This is a genomic window from Kushneria sinocarnis (assembly GCF_003633775.1).
Classification (GTDB): Bacteria; Pseudomonadota; Gammaproteobacteria; order Pseudomonadales; family Halomonadaceae; genus Kushneria; species Kushneria sinocarnis.
The window spans coordinates 359,024-375,731 of sequence record NZ_RBIN01000001.1; the positions used below are offsets into that span (position 1 = coordinate 359,024).

Here is a 16,708-nt window from a genome sequence, read left to right on the forward strand (position 1 = left end):
GTGGGTTCAGCAGGATAACGGGCTCAGTACGGAGACAGGCCGTACTGTTCGGGCTGGGCCAGCCCCTCCAGCCGGCCCAGCTGGGCAAAGTCGACCCGGCCGAGCACGTCGTCCATGGTCATCCGGTTGCGCGCCGTATTGAGCACGACCCGAATCCGCTCGGGCTGACCGTGCTGATCGAGCTCCAGCACCCAGGCGAGGAAGCCGCGCGAGAACTTCACCAGGCTGCCGATGGGGTAGAAGCCGTGGCGCTGGATATAGCGCGTCACCCACCACTTGTCGAAGCGGGCCGGGCGGTTGTAGAGAAAGCGGTAGGCCTCGATCGCGGTGCAGGCCTGGCGGTCGCCCCGGGGGCGGCGCATGGCATCAATGGCATCGATGACGGCGGCCATGCGGGCGACCGGTGTCAGATCGCCGGCGGTGAAGCCGGCAGGGTAGCCGGTGCCATCGAGACGCTCGTTGATGCAGCCGATCACTTCATGACGAATCCCGGCATCGAGCCAGGTCACCGAGGCCAGGGCGTCGAGCATGACCTCGACATGGCCTTTCAGATAGACCTTCTGCTGCGCCGTCAGCGGCCCCTCCAGCGTGGTCAGCTCCTCGCTGATCAGTAGCGCCTTGCCCATGTCGTGCAGCAGTGCCGCCATCACCGCTTCGCCGACCCGCTCGGCATGCTCGGGTTCGGCCATCATCAGATCGGCGAGATGGCCGGCCACGGTCAGCGAGTGCTGAATCCACTGAGGCTCCTCCTGCAGACAGCAGAGGGCATAGAGGAAGACCTGACGGTTCTTCTGCAGCAGTTGCAGCAGCTGGGTGGTGCTCCGGCGCAGCGCTTCGCACGGTATCGGCTGCTGATTCTGCAGCGCCAGCTGGGTGACATGCAGCTGGCGGGCAATCTCGTGCACGGCAGTGACCATCGGCGTGGTGCTGCCCCGGGGCTTGCGGTCACGCTGGTGGGCGTTGCGCCGGTAGCCCGGCTCATCGGAGGCGAACAGCGGCGAGGGCCAGGCCATGCGGCCGCCTTCACCCGCACGATAGGCGGCTTCGCGTTCCACTTCGTTGACGAAGTGCATCAGCTGCGCCTGCTCCTCTGTCGCCATGTCGCCGAAAGCGATCCCCACGGCAGCGAAGTGCGAACGGCCGGCGGGATGCACATGACGGATCCGGCCGGTGGTTGTCAGGTTCTGCCGGTTGGGAAAGGTGATGGAGATCTCGGGCAGCCACTCATCGAGACGAAACGCCGCGCTGTAGCGCAGCGGCACTTCCAGCAGGCAGCCGCCGGCGGAGAGGTTGCGAATCCGGGCCTCGAGGGCGGGCTGGTCGGCAAAGACGCGCACCCGCACCCGGGCCTGCATGCCGCGAATGAATGGCAGCCGGACACTGCGACGCTTGGAGCTGGTGCGCAGGCGCCCCGGGAAGCGGCAGTGGATTGCCAGTGTGTCGTGGTCGCGCTGGCAATCGGTGATCTCGAAGGTGTCGAACTGCAGCGTTTCACGGATCGTTTCGGCACACAGGGTCAGGTCGGTGAGATCGAGCGCGTCGGCATCAAGCGCCTGGGCGTCGAGCAGGGAGAGCGTGAGCAGATTGCGTTCCGGTTCGATTTGTCTGATCGAGGCCGGGTAGGCCAGCGATGTCGCCGGCAGCGTGATCGTCAGGGTGTGGGTGGCGTCACTCAGCGTATCCACGACCGTGGCGATGTGGGCGGTGTCCCGGATCTCGATCTGCAAAAGCGATTCGGTCTGTTGCTGCGGCTGGCTCTCGCGCGTCTCCATGACACCATCCGTGACTTCGGGGCAACGGATGCAGGCATCCGGAACCGCTTTATCGGCCGATATCGGTAGCGCTTTAAACGACGCCCCCGGCTACCGGGTCGACCAGCTGCGGCCGCCGGGAGGCGTGGTCTGCCCGTCCGGGCAGCGGACACCGCTGGTGGAGTACTCCACCGAGCCATCGGGATGGCGGCAGACCTTCGACGTGCCCCGGCTGTTGCCGTCATAGCCGTTGAGCCGGTAGCTGTCGGGAATGTAGTTCGAGCGCCAGTGCTCGAGCTGGGCAGGAGGCAGTACCACGCCGATGTCGACGTCGCGGCGCGGGTCGAAGTTGCGCGGGCCGTGGGTGCCGAAGGGCTGGTGACGGGGATGCTTCCAGGTCGGCCGTTCAAGCGGCGAGATCGGAGGCAGGCCGCCGGTGTCGGTCACGATGACCGGCTGCGCCAGCACCGGCGACAGTGGCAGGCTCAGCAGGATGGCGGTCATGAGGGGCAGGCAGAAGCGTTTCGATACAGCCGCTGGCATCGTCATGGGACTCTCCACGGAGGGCGACCGGATCGACATGCCGGTCTACGGTGGTCATCGGCCGCTGCGGGGCGGGCTTGAGTCCGCAGCGGCCGAGCACGGGAAAGGCGCCTACTGCCGGGCGTCGATCGGCTGCGCATCGGCCTTGATCCGATAGAGCACGAAGGGGCGCTGTCGCTGATCCTCGCCGTCGTGATACTGCGCCTGGCGCTCGAGCTGATTGGCGGTCACGAACACGCCGCCGTCGGGGCCGATCGACAGGGTGTCCGGCCACAGCAGGCGCGGGTCATGAGCGATCGTTTGCCACTGGCCGGTACGGGTATCCAGCCGATGGATGGCGTTGTGCTCGTAGTCGGTAGCGTAGAGGCGACCCTGGTTGTCCATCGCCAGGCCATCGGAGGCCCCCTTCTGGCCGTGATCGACGACAGCTTCTTCTACCTCCCGGGCACTGGCATCGCGATCGCGCAGCAGCCTGGTTGGCACGCTGTAGAGATGGCGGCCCGACAGCGCCGAATAGTAGAGCGTGCTCCCATCCGGCGAGAGGGCGATGCCGTCGGCCGGGACCCGGTTGATCTGCTGCTCGCCGTTATCACCGGTCACGGTCATGTACTGGCCTTCCACCACGGGCACGAAGTCCGGCTCGGCCTGGGTCGAGGGGTGGCCGTCCAGCCTGCGCCAGGCCTCTCCCGAGGCGAGATCGACCACGATGATGGCCCCCGGACCGGTAAACGAGGAGTCGGTGATATAGGCCACCCCGGCCTCACCGTGGCTGAAATCGAAACGCACATCGTTGAGGTAGGTACTGTCGAGGGCGGCGTCATCCGGTAGCACGATGGTCCGGTCGACCCGATTGGTGTCGAGATCGATGGCCACCAGCTTCGGGCCATGGTCGAGCTGCCCGCTGGCCTGGTAGCCGGCATCCGGCAGGGTGCCGGTATCGAGCAGCCAGAGATGACCATCGCCCGGCGCCACCACGCTCTGTACGCTGATCAGCGACTCGGCGGGGGCCTTCGCGTTCGGCCGGTTGAAGTCGCGATCGGGGTAGGGCACGGCCCGGCCATCCTTCAGCTCGGCCACCGTATAGGCGTTGCCGTCGCCCCAGCGGGGGTAGCTGACGAAGCGCCGGTTGTCGCGGGTGACGGTCACCCCGGTCGGCATCTGCTCGGTAAAGCGAAAGGCCGCCTCGAGCTGGCCGATGCGCTGCTCGCCGGGCAGTGCATCGCTGGCACTGCTGCTGTCGGCCAGCGCCGCGGGCACACCCTGGCCGAGTGCCAGGGCGCCGGTCAGCAGTCCGAGTGAGAGGGCGGTGCGCATATAGACTCCGTAAGTTTCGGTAACATGCCCCCAGTGTAGCTGATGCACTCAGGAGCTCATGCGCAGCAGCGGCATGTTAACCTGGGGCGATCATGTCGAATCAGTCCGTCGGGAAACCGTGTCATGCATGAGGAGCACCATCAGCCACCGTGGTGGCCGCCCTGGCGGCGCCGGCTTGCCGCCGCGCGTCATCGCGGCCTGCTGTGGCTGGCCGGTTCCGCGAGTTGGACCCGCCAGCAGGCGCTGGCCCTGATCGACGGCGAACAGGTGCCGTGGGTCGGCGGCCGGGCGCCCGAGAATCCGTGTATCGAGGCGCTGGCGCCCGACCGGGCGCGGACCCGGCTGGGCGGCGAGAGCGACTGTGTGGTAATCGATGCCCATGACGATCACGGCGGCGGTTTCGATCCCGATGCCTTCGGGGCGCTGGCCGGGACGGTGCGTGCCGGGGGCGTGCTGCTGCTGTTGACTCCGACCGACTGGGGCGTGCGGGCCGATGCCGATCACGCCCGGCTCTGTGATGATGCCACGCCGGTGGCGGCGCTGAGTCCGCGCTATCTCGCCCGGCTGGCGAGTCGTCTGCAGGCCTCGCCGCAGGTGGCCCACTGGCGCGAGGGCGAGGCGCACCCCCGGCTGCCGGAGTGTGCCGCCGACGCCCCGCCGCCGGAAGTGCCGCCGGATGAGGACTGCCTGACGCCGGATCAGGCCGAGGCCGTGCGCCGCCTCGGCCGGCTGCGTCGGCGGCGTCCGCTGGTGCTGACCGCCGATCGCGGCCGTGGCAAGAGTGCTGCGCTGGGGATCGCGGCAGCCCGGCGTCTGCAGGCGGGCGAGCGGGAACTGCTGGTGACGGCACCGCGCCCGGCTGCGGTGGCGCCACTGTTCGAGCGGCTGGCCGAGCTGCTGCCGGGCGGGCGGCGTGATGGCAATGTCTTCTACTGGTTGGATGCGGCCGGCACGCAGCACTGCGTGCGCTTCATCGCCCCCGATGCGCTGAGCGAACAGGCCGCCGACCTCGGCGGCGCCGGTACCACCCTGTTGGTCGATGAGGCGGCAGCGCTGCCGGCGCAGCTGCTGACGCGCTGGCTCAGGGCCTTCCCGCGGATCGTCTTTGCCACCACCGTGCACGGTTATGAAGGCAGCGGGCGGGGCTTTGCACTGCGCTTTCGCGCACAGCTCGAGCGTTATACACCGCAGTGGCGTGCCTTCGAGCTGACCACCCCGGTGCGCTGGGCACCCCATGACCCGCTGGAGCAGCTGACGGCCGAGCTGCTCTGTCTGGATGCGAGCGTGGCACCGCTGCCGCAGCCGGTCGAGCCGGATGCCATCACTACCCACCCCCTCGATCGTGACGCACTGGCCGCCGATGAAGGCGCACTGCGTGAGCTGTTCGGGCTGCTGGTGCAGGCGCACTATCGCACCACTCCGGCTGATTTGCGCATGCTGCTGGCGGCGCCCGGTCTCTCGCTGCAGGTGCTCGAACAGCAGGGCATGCTGCTGGGGGTGGCGGTATGCAGCGACGAAGGCGGCTTCGAACCCTCGCTGGCCGAGGCGGTGACCCGCGGCGAACGGCGCCCGCGCGGGCATCTGCTGGCGCAGTCACTGGCCATGCACGCCGGGGTGAGCGAGGCGGCCGGCTACCGCTGGCGGCGGGTGATGCGGATCGCCGTGCATCCCGAGGCCCGCTTTCGGGGCCTGGGGCGGCGGCTGCTCGAGGCGGTCGAGGCCCGTGCCCGGCAGGCAGGGATCGCGCTGCTGGGGGCCAGTTTCGGGGCCGAGCCGGGGCTGATGCACTTCTGGCAGCAGGCCGGCTTCGCACCGGTGCGGCTCGGGCTGACGGCGGAGACCTCTACCGGCGAACATGCGCTGATGGTGGCACGGGGGCTGACCGCCGCCGGCGAGGCGCTGCGGGTGAGCCTGCAGGCGGCGCTGCGCGAGCAGCTCGGTGAGCTGCTGCTGATCGAACTGGCGCCGCTCGACCCCGGGGTGGCTGCCACGCTGCTGGCCCGGGTCGCCGAGCCGCCCGGGCCGCTGACGGCCGCGGAGCACACCCGGCTGACGCGCTTTACCGACGCCCGGGCGCCGCTGGTGCCGGTGCGCCCGCTGCTGCGCCGGGTACTGCTGGCCGCCCTGCAGGACGACAGCACGGCACGCGCCGAACCCGAGGTGCTGGCGGCGCTGACCGGCGTGCTCTGGCAGGGGCGCACGCTCGAGTGGCTGGCCGGCGAGCATGGGCTGGCCGGCCGCCAGGCGGCGCTGGACTGGCTGCGCGCCCGGCTGGGCGAGCTGGGCCCGCTCGCCTGAGCGGTCAGGGCTGATGGCGCATGCGCGATGGCGTATTCTGACCCCATGGCGACCGGCGACGGCCGCCCGTTTCATCCTCATATCGCTACCGGCAGTCAGGGAGACGGCGTGAACGAACATCTTGAAACCATGGAGCCGACGCTCTTGTGGCGTCATTTCCGGACCTTCTGCAACACCCCGCGCCCCTCGGGCAGGGAAGAGGCGCTGGCGAAGAAGGTCGAGGCCTGGGCGGATGCACGCGGCCTTCATCACGAGCGTGACGAGGCGGGCAACCTGCTGCTGCGCAAGCCGGCCTCACCGGGCCATGAAGAGGTACCGGGCACGGTGCTGCAGGGTCATCTCGACATGGTCTCCCAGGCCGCGCCCGGGGTGGAGCACGATTTTACCCGCGACCCCATCGAGACCTTCGAGCAGGACGGCTGGCTGCACGCCCGGGGCACCACGCTGGGCGCCGACAACGGCATCGGTGCGGCGGCCGGGCTGGCCATTCTCGATGATGACAGCCTCACCCACGGCCCGCTGGAGGTGCTGCTGACGGTCGAGGAGGAGGCCTCGCTGGTGGGCGCGATCAAGCTGCGCGAGCAGTGGCTGCAGGGCCATTTCCTGCTCAATCTCGACTCCGAGGATGAAGGCCAGGTCTATATCGGCTGTGCCGGCGGAGCCTCGGTCTCGACCGAGGCGGTGCTGGCCGAGGCGCCGGTGGCTCCCGGCATGGCAGGGCTGAAGATCGGCGTGCATGGCCTCAAGGGTGGCCACTCCGGACTGGACATCCACCAGGGGCTGGGCAACGCCAACTGCCTGCTGGCACGGCTGCTCGATCATCTTGCCGGCACGGGGCTGCAGCTGGCCGATTACGATGGCGGTACCATGGGCAATGCCATCACCCGCGAGGCCTGGGCCACGGTGGCCGTGCCGCGTGATCGGCTGGAACATGTGACCGGCGAGATCGAGCGCTTCGCGCGGCTCTACCGCGAGGAGCTCGAGGGGGTCGATGACGGCGTGACGCTCAGCCACGAGCCGGCCTCGGTCGAGCGCGCCATCGCGGCCGCCGACACCCGCCGTATCGTGGGCGTGATGCACGCGCTGCCCTACGGGGTGGCGGGCATGAGCCGTTCCGCGCCGGGCGTGGTGGAAACTTCCAACAACATGGGCATCGTGCGGCTCGAGCAGGGGAAATTCCGGCTGCAGCTGATGGTGCGCTCGCTGCGTGACAGTGCCCGCGACGAGCTGGTGGCGCGGCTCGGCACGCTGCTGGAGCTGACCGGCTTCGAGCCGCGCATCAATCAGGGCTATCCGGGCTGGACGCCGGACCCCGAGGCCCCGCTGCTGGCGCGTTTTCAGCGGGTGCACGAGACCACCACCGGCGAGGTCCCGGCGGTGAAGATCGTCCATGCCGGGCTGGAGTGCGGCCTGATCGGGGCCAAACACCCCGAGATGCAGATGATCTCGTTCGGCCCCACCATCCGTGGCGCGCACTCGCCGGATGAGCGGGTCGACATCGGCGCGGTGCAGAACTTTTACGCGGTGCTGCGGGCGATGGTCGAGGATCTGGCCCGCCCGTAGGCTCGGGTCAGTGGCCCGGCGCCGCTGCGGCGTCGGGGTTCCGGCGCAGCACGCTGACCGGTACCGACAGCGACAGCAGCATCACCAGCAGGCCGTAGACCCGGGCGGTGGTCTCCAGCCCCACCGCCTGGGTCGCCATGCCGGCTGCCAGCGCCGGCAGACTGGCCGAAAGATAGCTGGCGACATAGAAGGCCGCCATCAGCGAGGAGCGCTGGCCCGCCGGCGCCAGCGGCATGATTGCCCGCATCGCCCCCATGAAGCCCGCCCCGAAACCGAGCCCCGCCACGGCGTAGCCGATCAGCAGCAGCGCGATGAGATGCAGCTGAACCCCGCCCAGCACGATTGCCAGCCCGGTCGGCAGCAGGGTACCGGAGAGCAGCAGGATGGTACGCGTGGTGAAGCGGCGAAAGCGCCATACCCCGAGGCTGCCCGTGACCGACAGCAGGGAGGCGGGCAGCGCACCCACCAGGGCACTGTCGGTAGCGGCGATGTGTTCGGTCAGGGCCGGCCCCAGCGAGAGCGTGAACCCGCCCAGCGCCCAGGCGGCAATGCTGGCCGGCATGGCGCGCACGAAGATGGGCATGACCGAGGGCGCAACGTAAACCCGTGGCTTCATCGAGGCCAGCGCACCCGGCTGCCGGGTGACGGTTTCCTTCATTTCGCGCAGCCCCAGCGTCTGCCAGAGATAGATCAGCACCATGACCGCGAAGATCAGATGCAGCGGCCAGGGCGCCGTTTCCACCAGAATCCCGGCGCCCAGTACGCCCAGCCCCATGCCCAGCATCGGCGCCACGCTGGCCATCAGCGGGCCGCGCTGATGATCGCTGTCGAGCAGGGCGGCGCCCAGCGCGCTGGTCACGATGCCGGTGGCCACGCCCTGCAGCGCCCGGGCGGCGAGCAGCCAGCCGAGATCGGTCGCCAGCAGAAAGCAGAGCATCGCCAGCAGCTGGATGACCAGCCCGCCCAGGATCACCGGCCTGCGGCCGAGATGATCGGAGAGCGCGCCGGTGAACAGCAGCGTCACCAGCAAAGTGAAGAGATAGGTGGCAAAGACCAGCGTCAGCATCGGTGTCGAGAAGTGCCAGCTTTCCTGATAGAGCTGGTAGAGCGGCGTCGGCACCCCGGACGCGGCCAGAAAGGTCATCAGCATCAGGGTGTAGAACAGCAGCTGACGCCGATCGGGCGGGCCCCACTCGTGGGCGGAAGGTGGCATGCGGTGCGGTCCTTGAAGCCAGGATTGTGCGTTAGAATACGCCCAGTGTAAGCCTTCGGGCTGCTAAGGCAAATATTTTGCGTTTGAGGCTGCCATGAGTACGAAATCCGCGGCACGTCCCGGTGGCCGCAGTGCCCGGGTGCAGCAGGCCGTGCACGAGGCGGTGCGGGGGCTGGACGGCGAGCTTGCCCGCGAGCGACTGACGGTCCCCCTGATTGCCGAGCGCGCCGGAGTGACGCCCTCGACCATCTATCGCCGCTGGGGGTGCCTGCGGGAGCTGCTGGCGGATGTCGCGGCGCAGCGGCTGCAGCCCGAGGCGCCGCTTGCGCAGACCGGTTCGCTGGCCGGCGACCTGTTCGCCTGGACGCAGGAGTACATGGAGGAGATGACCTCCACGCCCGGCCGCCAGGTGCTGGCCGATGTGCTTGGCAGCACGCATCAGGAGCGCCGGACACGTTGCTGGCAGTGGCAGCGTGACCAGCTATCCCTGCTGCTCGAGCGCGCCGCGTCACGGGGCGAGGCCCCGCTGCCCGGGGTCGAGCAGCTGCTTGACGGGGTCATGGCGCCGCTGATCTATCGGCTCAGCTATGCCCCCCATACGCTGGACGAGGCGCGACTGCGCCACTGGATACGCCAGACCCTGGACGAGGCGGTGGCCGCGCCCTCGGCAGCGCGCGGTGAAACTTGAGGGTGAAGGCGGAATAAGCCGCAAAATCCCGTTCATTCTCTCCCATGGCGAGAGCCCGGCTCGTGCCAGGCTGTGCCCCATCGAGCGCTGTCCTGACGCATCCACCGGCTGACAGCCGGCATCCGACAACAGCGCTTTATCCGTTACGAGTCATGGAGAGAGGCATGGGGGTACAGCGTTTCATCGGCATCAACGGTCGTGACGCCATGCGCCAGGTGCGGGAGGCGATGGGCGACGACGCCCTGATTCTCTCCAACCGGCCGGTCGAGGGCGGGGTGGAGATCATCGCCATGCCGGAGCAGGAGCACGAGCAGTCGCTGGCGCAGTTCGATTCCCCGGACTCCGCCTCCGAATCCACTGCCCCGGCGCCGGCGGTCGAACGCGCCGCCGCCACCGACGAGGTATCAACCGCAGGTGATGCCACGCAGACCCCCGCCCCCGTGACGCCCGGTGATGACGCCGCCCTGGGCATGATGCAGGCGATGAATCGCCAGCTGCTCGACGAGATGCGCAGCATGCTGCGCGAGCAGGGCAGCCCGGCGAAGGCGACGGGCGCCGATGCCCGCCAGCGGCTCTCGGGGGCGCTGCGCCGGCGGCTGCTCAATGCCGGGTTCAGCGCCACGCTGGTCGGTGAGCTGCTGGAAGGCGTGCCCGAGGAGCTGCTCGCACCGCCCGCCGATGAGGCGGACGAAGCCGCCACCGCCCCGCTGATGGCCTGGCTGGTGCGTCAGCTGGGCGAGCGGTTGTCGGTACTGGGCGACGAGGGCGAGCTGTTCGACGACACCGGCGTGTTCGCACTGGTCGGCCCGACCGGTGCGGGCAAGACCACTACTACTGCCAAGCTGGCCTCGCGTTACGTGATGCGCCACGGGCCGAAGGAAGCGGCGCTGGTGACCACCGACAGCTACCGCATCGGCGCCGCCGAGCAGCTGCGCATCTACGCCCGGCTGCTCGGGGTCGAGGTGCATGCCCTCGATGCCGAGGGGGATCTCGGCGCCCTGCTGGAGCGGCTGGTGCAGCCGCGCCGGGCGCTGCTGTCACGCTCCGGCGGCAAGCGCATGATGGTGATTGACACCGTCGGCATGAGCCAGCGCGATCAGCGGCTGATGGGCGAGATCGCCCGCCTCGGTGACTCGCCGGTACCGACCCGGCGGCTGCTGGTGCTCGATGCCGCGCGCCACGGCGATACCCTCGAGCAGATCATCGAGGCCTGGCAGCAGGCTTCCACCCGGGCCGGGGCGCCCCTGTGGGGCTGCATCCTGACCAAGCTCGACGAGGCCGTACGACTGGGCAGCGTGCTGGATGTGGTAATCCGTCACCGGCTACGGCTGTGCTATGTCTCGCGCGGGCAGCGGGTGCCCGAGGATATCGAGCCCATTGATGTTCAGGCGCTGCTGCACGAGGCGCTGTCGCTGGATCAGGCCTCGCCGTTCGCCTTTGACGAGGCCGATCTCGCCGCCCACCCCCAGGAGAGCCGGCAGCGCTCGCTGTCGCGCGATGTGCTCCGCCAGGGCAGCGCGCTGGAAGCCACCTTCGCCACCCTGCGCAGTTACAATCTCGGCATGACCCTGCTGGAGCAGGGCTGGCGCCAGGCCGATCAGGACAGCGCCGGTGGCGGCGCTTCCGGCTTCGCCCGGCTGATGGCCGCCACCACCCAGCAGACGATGCTGGCCAGCAGCGGCATGGCCCATGCACTGTGGTGGTCGAAGGAGACGCCGGTCAGCGGCGCCGATCAGGTGATGCCGCTGGTGACGCTGGATCAGCACGGCCTGCCGCAGCCGCTGGTCTGGCCGCGCCATCGGCTGCCGGTCGGGGCAGCGGAGCAGCTCGCCTGGGCCGAGCAGCTCGGTGCGCAGTGGCAGTTGCTGATGCAGCTGCCGGGCATCGGCGAGCTCGACCGGCTCGATGGCCGTGGCTGCGCCTGGCTGGCGCCGGTCAGCGGCAGCCGGCGGGTGCTGCATGGCGGGGTGCGCCAGCCGCTGTCACAGCTGACGAGCTCGGGCGATGAGCTCGAGCCGGTGGTGGTGCGCCATCAGGGGCGGCGGGTGACGCTGCAGCTGAGTCGGCTGGATGTCACCCTGACCCAGCGCCGGGAGGAGGCGCACGGTCTGCCGGTCACCGCCTGGTATGGCGAGCTGCGTGATCCCGACGACGGCCGTCGGCTGGCGAAACGCTACTGGCTGGGAACCAGCCGGGCCGGGCGCGATGCCGTGACCCGGATCAAGTGCTCGCTGACGCTGGAACAGCTGCCGGTGCTGACCCGTCAGGCGTGGCAGGCGCTGGAGGCGCGCGGCATGGCCCGCACCGATCGCGAGCAGCGCTGGCAGCTGGCGGCGGCGCTGGCAGCGCTGGCGCTGCGACTGGCGGTCGAGGAAGCGGAGTGGGCCATGGATGTGCGGGCCCGGTTGTCGCGAGTGGCGCAGCGGCGCTGCGGACGACGGCCGAAGGCCCTGCTCGAGGGGCTGCTGGACGCGCTCAACGCCCGCGAGGCACTCAGCCGTGCCGGCGCCATGCAGCCGGTGACCGCGGCGGACCCGGCATGAGCGATCAGGCGGCAGGACTGCGTGCCTGGCATCAGCGGCAGCATGCGGCAGTATCGGCAACGCCGCTGCTGGTGCTGGGCGCACCGGCGGATGATGAACTCGAGCGGGCACTGGCCGCGCTGCCGAGTCCCGGAGGCCGGGGCTGGCGCCCGGTGACGCCAGCGGCCGCAGCGGACCTGGCGGCCGTCCGCCACCGGCTGCTGTGGTTCGATGTCGTGCACTCCGAGGTGGCCGAGGTCTATCGTGCCCTCAAGCGCCTCGCCGCAGCCGAGCCGGGCCTGCCGGTACTGCTGCTGGTCAGTGCCGAGCCCGACCCCGTCACGGCACAGGTGCTGGATAACCTGATGACGACTGCCCGGCATTTTCTGGGGCTGACCCTGATGCGTGAGCCGCAGCGCTGGCTGACCCCGCGACGCTGATGCAGGAGTCGGTGGCGGTAGTGACGGGGTAGACGTTGCGCTGCTTTGATGAAATACTTCGCAGCCTCAGTTTTAACCGCAGACATTTCCCTGAGCCATCCTGCCGACTGCTGATACAGTCGGCATTTTCCCTTTTCCGGCAGACCGGCGGATTTTCGTTCATGCGACGCATCCCTACCGACCACTGGCTGTTGGCGCTGCGTACGGTGCTGGCCGTCTGGATCGCACTCTACCTGTCGCTGCGCCTGGATCTCTCCCAGCCGGCCTGGGCGATCCTGGCAGTGATGATCGTCACCCTGCAGCCGGTGATGTTCACCGGCGGCACGCCGCCGATCGGCATTATCATCGGGCGCAGTCTGGCGCGCTTTTTCGGCACCCTGTTCGGCGCCATCGCCGGGCTGGTGCTGATCGCCTGTTTCGGTCAGCAGCCGATGCTCTATCTGCTGTTCGCCGGCGGCTGGCTGGCCGTGTGTACCTATTGCGTGATGCTCGAGCAGGATGAGGCGGTGGCCTACGTGATGATGCTCAGCGGCTATACCGCCACGCTGGTGTCGCTGACCGCGATCGGCACCGGGGTCGAGCAGATCTGGTCGGTCGCGCTGGCGCGCTTTACCGAAACCGCGATCGGCATCGGTGCCGGCCTCCTGATGCACATCGTGATTGCGCCACGCTTCGGCAGTCGCGGCCTGCCCGAGTCGCTCTCGACCCTGCTGGCCGAGGCAGCCGGCGAGAGTCTCGAGGCACTGGAAGGCGAGCGCTCGCGCTCGGCACAGGATCAGCGCTTCACGACCCTGCTGCAGCACTATCAGCAGTTCGAGAAACTCTGCGGGCTGACCCGGCGCGAAACGCGCCGCTATCGTCATGTCATTCCGGCGCTGGACCGCTTTGCCAGTGACGGCCTGGCGCTGATTACCGGCCTGCGTGAATTCGAGGAGGCGCTGCGCCGCCTGCGCGCCCGCCCGGAAGGCGCGCGCTGGCTGGCCGGGCTGAGCGAGCAGGCCGCGCCGCTGCTGCGCGATATCCGCGACCGGCCGGCCGGTGAGCCGCGCTCACGCGTGGCGCTGCCCGGGTTCGACTGGTCGCAGGCCGAGGCGGTGGAGGATGACCTGCGCATCGATGCCGAGCTGGTCCATCAGCGTCTCGGCGAGGTGCTGGGGCTTTTGCAGCACGGCCGGCGGCTGCGCCATGCGCTGGAGCATCCGGACTCCTCGCTGGTGCAGAGCCTGCCCCGGGAGCGGCGCCCGCGCAAGCCGCACAACGAGCACTTTGTGGCCCGCTATAACGCTCTGCGCGTCTTCATTGCCTTCGAACTGCTGGGTCTGTTCTGGATTCACAGCGGCTGGCAGTCCGGCTATCTGGCCATGATGCTGCTGGGGGTGTTCACGGTGCTGTTTGCCAAGGCGCCCAATCCGGCGGCGATCGTCTATCAGTTCATGTGGGGCTCGATTGCTGCCGTTTTGCTCGGCGGTATCATCCTGTTTCTGATCCTGCCGGTGATCAACGGCTTTCCGCTGCTGGCGATCACCCTCGGCATCCCGGTCATGATCGCTACCCTGATCACGCCCTATCCGCGCTGGTCGCTGCTGGGGCTGGCGGGGGGGATCACCATGATGACGCTGCTCAATCTGCATACCACCTACAGTTTCACGCCGGTGCGCTACATCAACGGGGGGCTGGCGTCGATCATCGGCACCATCGTGACCATGATCACCTATTCGCTGTTTCGTCAGCGCACCCCCGATGAGCGCATCGCGACCCTGCTCGAGGCGTACTGGGCGGGCCTGGCGCGCATCGCCGGCACCCGGCGGCTGCCCAACCGGGCCCGGCTGGAAAGCCGGCTCTATGACCGCCTCGGTCGACTGGTGGCGCTGGGTGGCAGCGAAGCACGGCTGCGCGAAGCGATCGATTTGCACGCCCTGGCGCTGTGCGTCTGGCGGCTGCGTCACCTGCGCGAGGGGCTGGGCGAGCATCGTGCAGCGATCGAAACCTGGCTCAGACAGGTCAGCGCCCGACTGGAGCACGCCTCCCGGCATGATCCGGCACTGTGGCGCACACTCGCCGGCGAGGCCGAAACCTGGGCGGCCCGGCTGCATCATGAAACCCGGCTGCCGGTCGCCGTGATCGGTGAGCTGGTGATGCTGGCGCATCTGATGCGCAATGCCCCCGGCACCCAGCTGGAGGCCGACAGCCGGCGCGCCGTGACTGCGCGGCAGGCACCGGCCGGAGGGGAGGGGTAATGTTCGACGAATGGGCCTTTCTGGGCTTTCTGGTCCCGCCGCTGACGGTGCCGGTATTCGTGGCGCTGGGACTCTATCTGCTGACCAAGCGGGTGATCGTGCGGCTGGGGCTGTATCGCTGGTTCTGGCATCCCGCGCTGCTCGATGTCGCCCTGTACATTCTGCTGCTGTGGGCGGTGCTGAAGCTCTCCGGTGCGCTGCCCATTGCCGGCCTGACCGAAGGATAAGCCGATGGCACTGACTCTCAAGCCGCGCCGTGTGGTGCGCATCGTTCTGACCGTGCTCATCGTGCTGGCGGCCCTGCTGGCAGTGCGCGCGATCTGGAATCACTACATGCACGATCCCTGGACCCGTGACGGACGGATCCGCGCCGATATCGTCAATCTGAGCACCGACGTCTCCGGCCTGGTGGGCAGCATCAATGTCGAGGACAACCACTTCGTTCACCAGGGTGAGGTACTGTTCACCATTGACCGGCAGCGCTATCAGCTGGCGCTGGACCAGGCACAGGCCAATCTCGAACAGCTCGAGCAGGAGCGTGACGAGGCGAAGACCAACTACGAGCGCCGGCGCCGGCTGCAGAACTATGTCTCCGCCGAGGATCGCCAGAATGCCCGCTTTACCATGCTGGCCGATGAGGCCGCGGTGCGGCAGGCGAAGGTCCGGGTGCGCCAGGCAAAGCTCGATCTCGAACGCTCGACGGTCGAGGCGCCGGTGGATGGCTATGTCACCAACCAGAACCTGCGGGTCGGCGAGTACGTCAATGCCGGCAGCAACGCCATGACCCTGGTCGATGCCCACAGCTTCTATGCGCTGGGGTACTTCGAGGAGACCAAGCTTGCGAAGGTGCATGTCGGGGCGCCGGCCCGGATCCAGCTGCTCTCCAGCGACCGGCCGATCCGTGGCCATGTGGAGAGCTATGCCCACGGCATCACCGACAGCAGCCTGAGCAGTCAGTCCGGCAATCAGTCGGGCGGGCTGGCCTCGGTCAACGCCTCATTCGACTGGGTGCGGCTCTCCCAGCGCATTCCGGTGCGCATTGCGCTGGATCGGGTGCCCGATGACGTCAAGCTCTCCGCCGGGCTGACCGCCACCATCTACCTCGATGCCGGCGCCGCGGCCCGCAATGATCTCCCGGACTGGCTCAAGCCGCTGCGACACTGGTGGGAGCAGCTGGTCAGCATCTGAGCCTGATCGAACAGGCCAGTACCGGGGGGCGCTTTCGCAGGAGGCCGGGAACCGCGTGCGCGCGGCCGGCCCGGGGAGCGCCGGAGGCCATGCCGATATGAAAGGTCGCCGCCGCTGCCGGATAAAAGCGGTGGCGGGCCCCGGCGGCCATGGACGAGAAGCCGCAGTGCCGGGCTGTCCTCGCTGATGAGCGGCTATTCCCGGGGCGCGCCATCGGCAGGGTACAGCACGCTCCTGTAGGCCGGTTTTCGTTCGAAAGCGGAAGCGCCGGTCTTCGCGGTTTCCTGTTCGGTGAAGGACTTCCTGACGTAACTGTCACTGTTCGAGGATGCCCTGATAGCCCCCAGCAGAAAAAGAAGAACCGGGATGACAAGTGCCAGATAGATCACAAGCGCGGTCAATGCAATATTCCCTGGTTTTTGAGTTGATGAAGAAATGCATTGCAGTCTGAATTTTCGCTTTTTCTGAAACTTAAAATAACATCCTGACTGGCGGTGATTATGCTGTTTCGGCTTTAACGTTGAGATTGGTAACATCGTATTATTCCTTGTGGTCAAGGTGTTATTTCCGATCTGGTTGAAGTTCCCACCTCTCTGCCGAAGGTCTGGTACTCATCGAGTATCGAGGTCTAATAGTTCGGCACCTCTCATGTTCCTGTTCCCGATTTCTACGAAGCCATTCTCCGGCTTTATGCTTTGGTCGAATGTCCGCAAGTTCGATCTGCGCGGCAGGGATATGCCAATTGTGCTTTTCATTAAAGCCCCTCTTTTTTGTCATGCCATGGATGTTTACCTTTTAAAAGGTCGTGTTACTTCGCGTGAACCCGCCCAGGAAACGATCGGCTTGCACGGGCAAGAAAGGGCAGGTGGTTGATCTGTCCGTTCCGTGACACCAGGGGATTTACCGGCCGTGTCCTTCCGAATCCGACAGGTTTGCGGGCTCCGGACAGTA

Annotated in this window: 14 protein-coding genes; 9 read left to right on the plus strand and 5 right to left on the minus strand. The window is 68.0% G+C overall.

The genetic code is table 11. From position 1 onward, the window contains the following. Nucleotides 1–23: 23 nt before the first annotated feature. The 3 genes from C7446_RS01630 to C7446_RS01640 form a co-directional block, all read right to left on the minus strand. Entirely contained in the window at nt 24–1,772 is a 1,749-nt protein-coding gene (locus tag C7446_RS01630) for an HD domain-containing phosphohydrolase (RefSeq protein ID WP_121170640.1), read from the minus strand. A 90-nt stretch (nt 1,773–1,862) separates the two neighbouring features. After that, on the minus strand, nt 1,863–2,300 hold the full coding sequence (locus C7446_RS01635; protein WP_121170642.1) for a hypothetical protein: 438 nt from the start codon (nt 2,298–2,300) through the stop codon (nt 1,863–1,865). 105 nt (nt 2,301–2,405) lie between these two features. After that, a complete protein-coding gene (locus C7446_RS01640) occupies nt 2,406–3,608 on the minus strand; it encodes an L-dopachrome tautomerase-related protein (protein ID WP_121170644.1) in 1,203 nt (400 codons plus the stop codon). A gap of 123 nt (nt 3,609–3,731) precedes the next feature. On the opposite strand from C7446_RS01640, the gene C7446_RS01645 reads away from it, so the two are divergent. Beyond that, complete coding sequence (locus tag C7446_RS01645) at nt 3,732–5,906, plus strand: tRNA(Met) cytidine acetyltransferase TmcA (protein WP_170149969.1); 2,175 nt, start codon at nt 3,732–3,734, stop codon at nt 5,904–5,906. A 108-nt stretch (nt 5,907–6,014) separates the two neighbouring features. After that, a complete protein-coding gene (locus tag C7446_RS01650) occupies nt 6,015–7,469 on the plus strand; it encodes an aminoacyl-histidine dipeptidase (protein WP_121170648.1) in 1,455 nt (484 codons plus the stop codon). 7 nt (nt 7,470–7,476) lie between these two features. Here C7446_RS01650 and C7446_RS01655 read toward each other — a convergent pair whose 3' ends face one another. Further along, on the minus strand, nt 7,477–8,682 hold the full coding sequence (locus tag C7446_RS01655) for an MFS transporter (protein ID WP_121170650.1): 1,206 nt from the start codon (nt 8,680–8,682) through the stop codon (nt 7,477–7,479). Nucleotides 8,683–8,776: 94 nt separating this feature from the next. On the opposite strand from C7446_RS01655, the gene C7446_RS01660 reads away from it, so the two are divergent. From C7446_RS01660 to C7446_RS01685, 6 genes are all read left to right on the plus strand, one after another. After that, entirely contained in the window at nt 8,777–9,370 is a 594-nt protein-coding gene (locus tag C7446_RS01660; protein ID WP_121170652.1) for a TetR/AcrR family transcriptional regulator, read from the plus strand. 164 nt (nt 9,371–9,534) lie between these two features. After that, complete coding sequence (gene flhF / locus C7446_RS01665) at nt 9,535–11,913, plus strand: flagellar biosynthesis GTPase FlhF (protein ID WP_170149970.1); 2,379 nt, start codon at nt 9,535–9,537, stop codon at nt 11,911–11,913. Then, nucleotides 11,910–12,332 carry a hypothetical protein gene (locus tag C7446_RS01670; RefSeq protein WP_121170655.1) on the plus strand — a complete coding sequence of 141 codons (423 nt, stop codon included), beginning with the start codon at nt 11,910–11,912 and terminating at the stop codon, nt 12,330–12,332. Before flhF ends, C7446_RS01670 begins: the two co-directional genes overlap by 4 nt. A gap of 161 nt (nt 12,333–12,493) precedes the next feature. Then, nucleotides 12,494–14,569 carry an FUSC family protein gene (locus tag C7446_RS01675; protein ID WP_121170657.1) on the plus strand — a complete coding sequence of 692 codons (2,076 nt, stop codon included), beginning with the start codon at nt 12,494–12,496 and terminating at the stop codon, nt 14,567–14,569. Further along, nucleotides 14,569–14,796 (plus strand): DUF1656 domain-containing protein, encoded by a 228-nt coding sequence (locus C7446_RS01680; protein WP_121170659.1) that lies wholly within the window; start codon nt 14,569–14,571, stop codon nt 14,794–14,796. The genes C7446_RS01675 and C7446_RS01680 overlap by 1 nt, the downstream gene beginning before the upstream one ends. A gap of 4 nt (nt 14,797–14,800) precedes the next feature. Next, nucleotides 14,801–15,757, plus strand: a complete 957-nt coding sequence (locus C7446_RS01685; RefSeq protein WP_121170660.1) for an efflux RND transporter periplasmic adaptor subunit — start codon at nt 14,801–14,803, stop codon at nt 15,755–15,757. A gap of 194 nt (nt 15,758–15,951) precedes the next feature. Here the strand turns inward: C7446_RS01685 and C7446_RS16235 are convergent, their stop codons facing one another. Beyond that, nucleotides 15,952–16,293 (minus strand): hypothetical protein, encoded by a 342-nt coding sequence (locus C7446_RS16235; RefSeq protein ID WP_147408712.1) that lies wholly within the window; start codon nt 16,291–16,293, stop codon nt 15,952–15,954. 112 nt (nt 16,294–16,405) lie between these two features. Between C7446_RS16235 and C7446_RS16240 the strand changes: the two genes are divergently transcribed. Continuing rightward, nucleotides 16,406–16,630, plus strand: coding sequence for a hypothetical protein (locus C7446_RS16240; protein WP_147408713.1), 225 nt, complete (start codon nt 16,406–16,408; stop codon nt 16,628–16,630). Nucleotides 16,631–16,708 lie beyond the last annotated feature (78 nt).

Excerpts from the sequence above, each read along its gene's own strand:
- C7446_RS01685 (WP_121170660.1), top strand. The coding sequence starts at position 14,801 with ATGGCACTGACTCTCAAGCCGCGCCGTGTGGTGCGCATCGTTCTGACC.
- C7446_RS01670 (WP_121170655.1), top strand. The coding sequence starts at position 11,910 with ATGAGCGATCAGGCGGCAGGACTGCGTGCCTGGCATCAGCGGCAGCAT.
- C7446_RS01645 (WP_170149969.1), top strand. The coding sequence starts at position 3,732 with ATGCATGAGGAGCACCATCAGCCACCGTGGTGGCCGCCCTGGCGGCGC.
- C7446_RS16240 (WP_147408713.1), top strand. The coding sequence starts at position 16,406 with ATGTTCCTGTTCCCGATTTCTACGAAGCCATTCTCCGGCTTTATGCTT.
- C7446_RS01675 (WP_121170657.1), top strand. The coding sequence starts at position 12,494 with ATGCGACGCATCCCTACCGACCACTGGCTGTTGGCGCTGCGTACGGTG.
- C7446_RS01635 (WP_121170642.1), bottom strand. The coding sequence starts at position 2,300 with ATGACGATGCCAGCGGCTGTATCGAAACGCTTCTGCCTGCCCCTCATG.
- C7446_RS01655 (WP_121170650.1), bottom strand. The coding sequence starts at position 8,682 with ATGCCACCTTCCGCCCACGAGTGGGGCCCGCCCGATCGGCGTCAGCTG.
- C7446_RS01630 (WP_121170640.1), bottom strand. The coding sequence starts at position 1,772 with ATGGAGACGCGCGAGAGCCAGCCGCAGCAACAGACCGAATCGCTTTTG.
- flhF (WP_170149970.1), top strand. The coding sequence starts at position 9,535 with ATGGGGGTACAGCGTTTCATCGGCATCAACGGTCGTGACGCCATGCGC.
- C7446_RS01640 (WP_121170644.1), bottom strand. The coding sequence starts at position 3,608 with ATGCGCACCGCCCTCTCACTCGGACTGCTGACCGGCGCCCTGGCACTC.
- C7446_RS01680 (WP_121170659.1), top strand. The coding sequence starts at position 14,569 with ATGTTCGACGAATGGGCCTTTCTGGGCTTTCTGGTCCCGCCGCTGACG.
- C7446_RS16235 (WP_147408712.1), bottom strand. The coding sequence starts at position 16,293 with ATGTTACCAATCTCAACGTTAAAGCCGAAACAGCATAATCACCGCCAG.
- C7446_RS01660 (WP_121170652.1), top strand. The coding sequence starts at position 8,777 with ATGAGTACGAAATCCGCGGCACGTCCCGGTGGCCGCAGTGCCCGGGTG.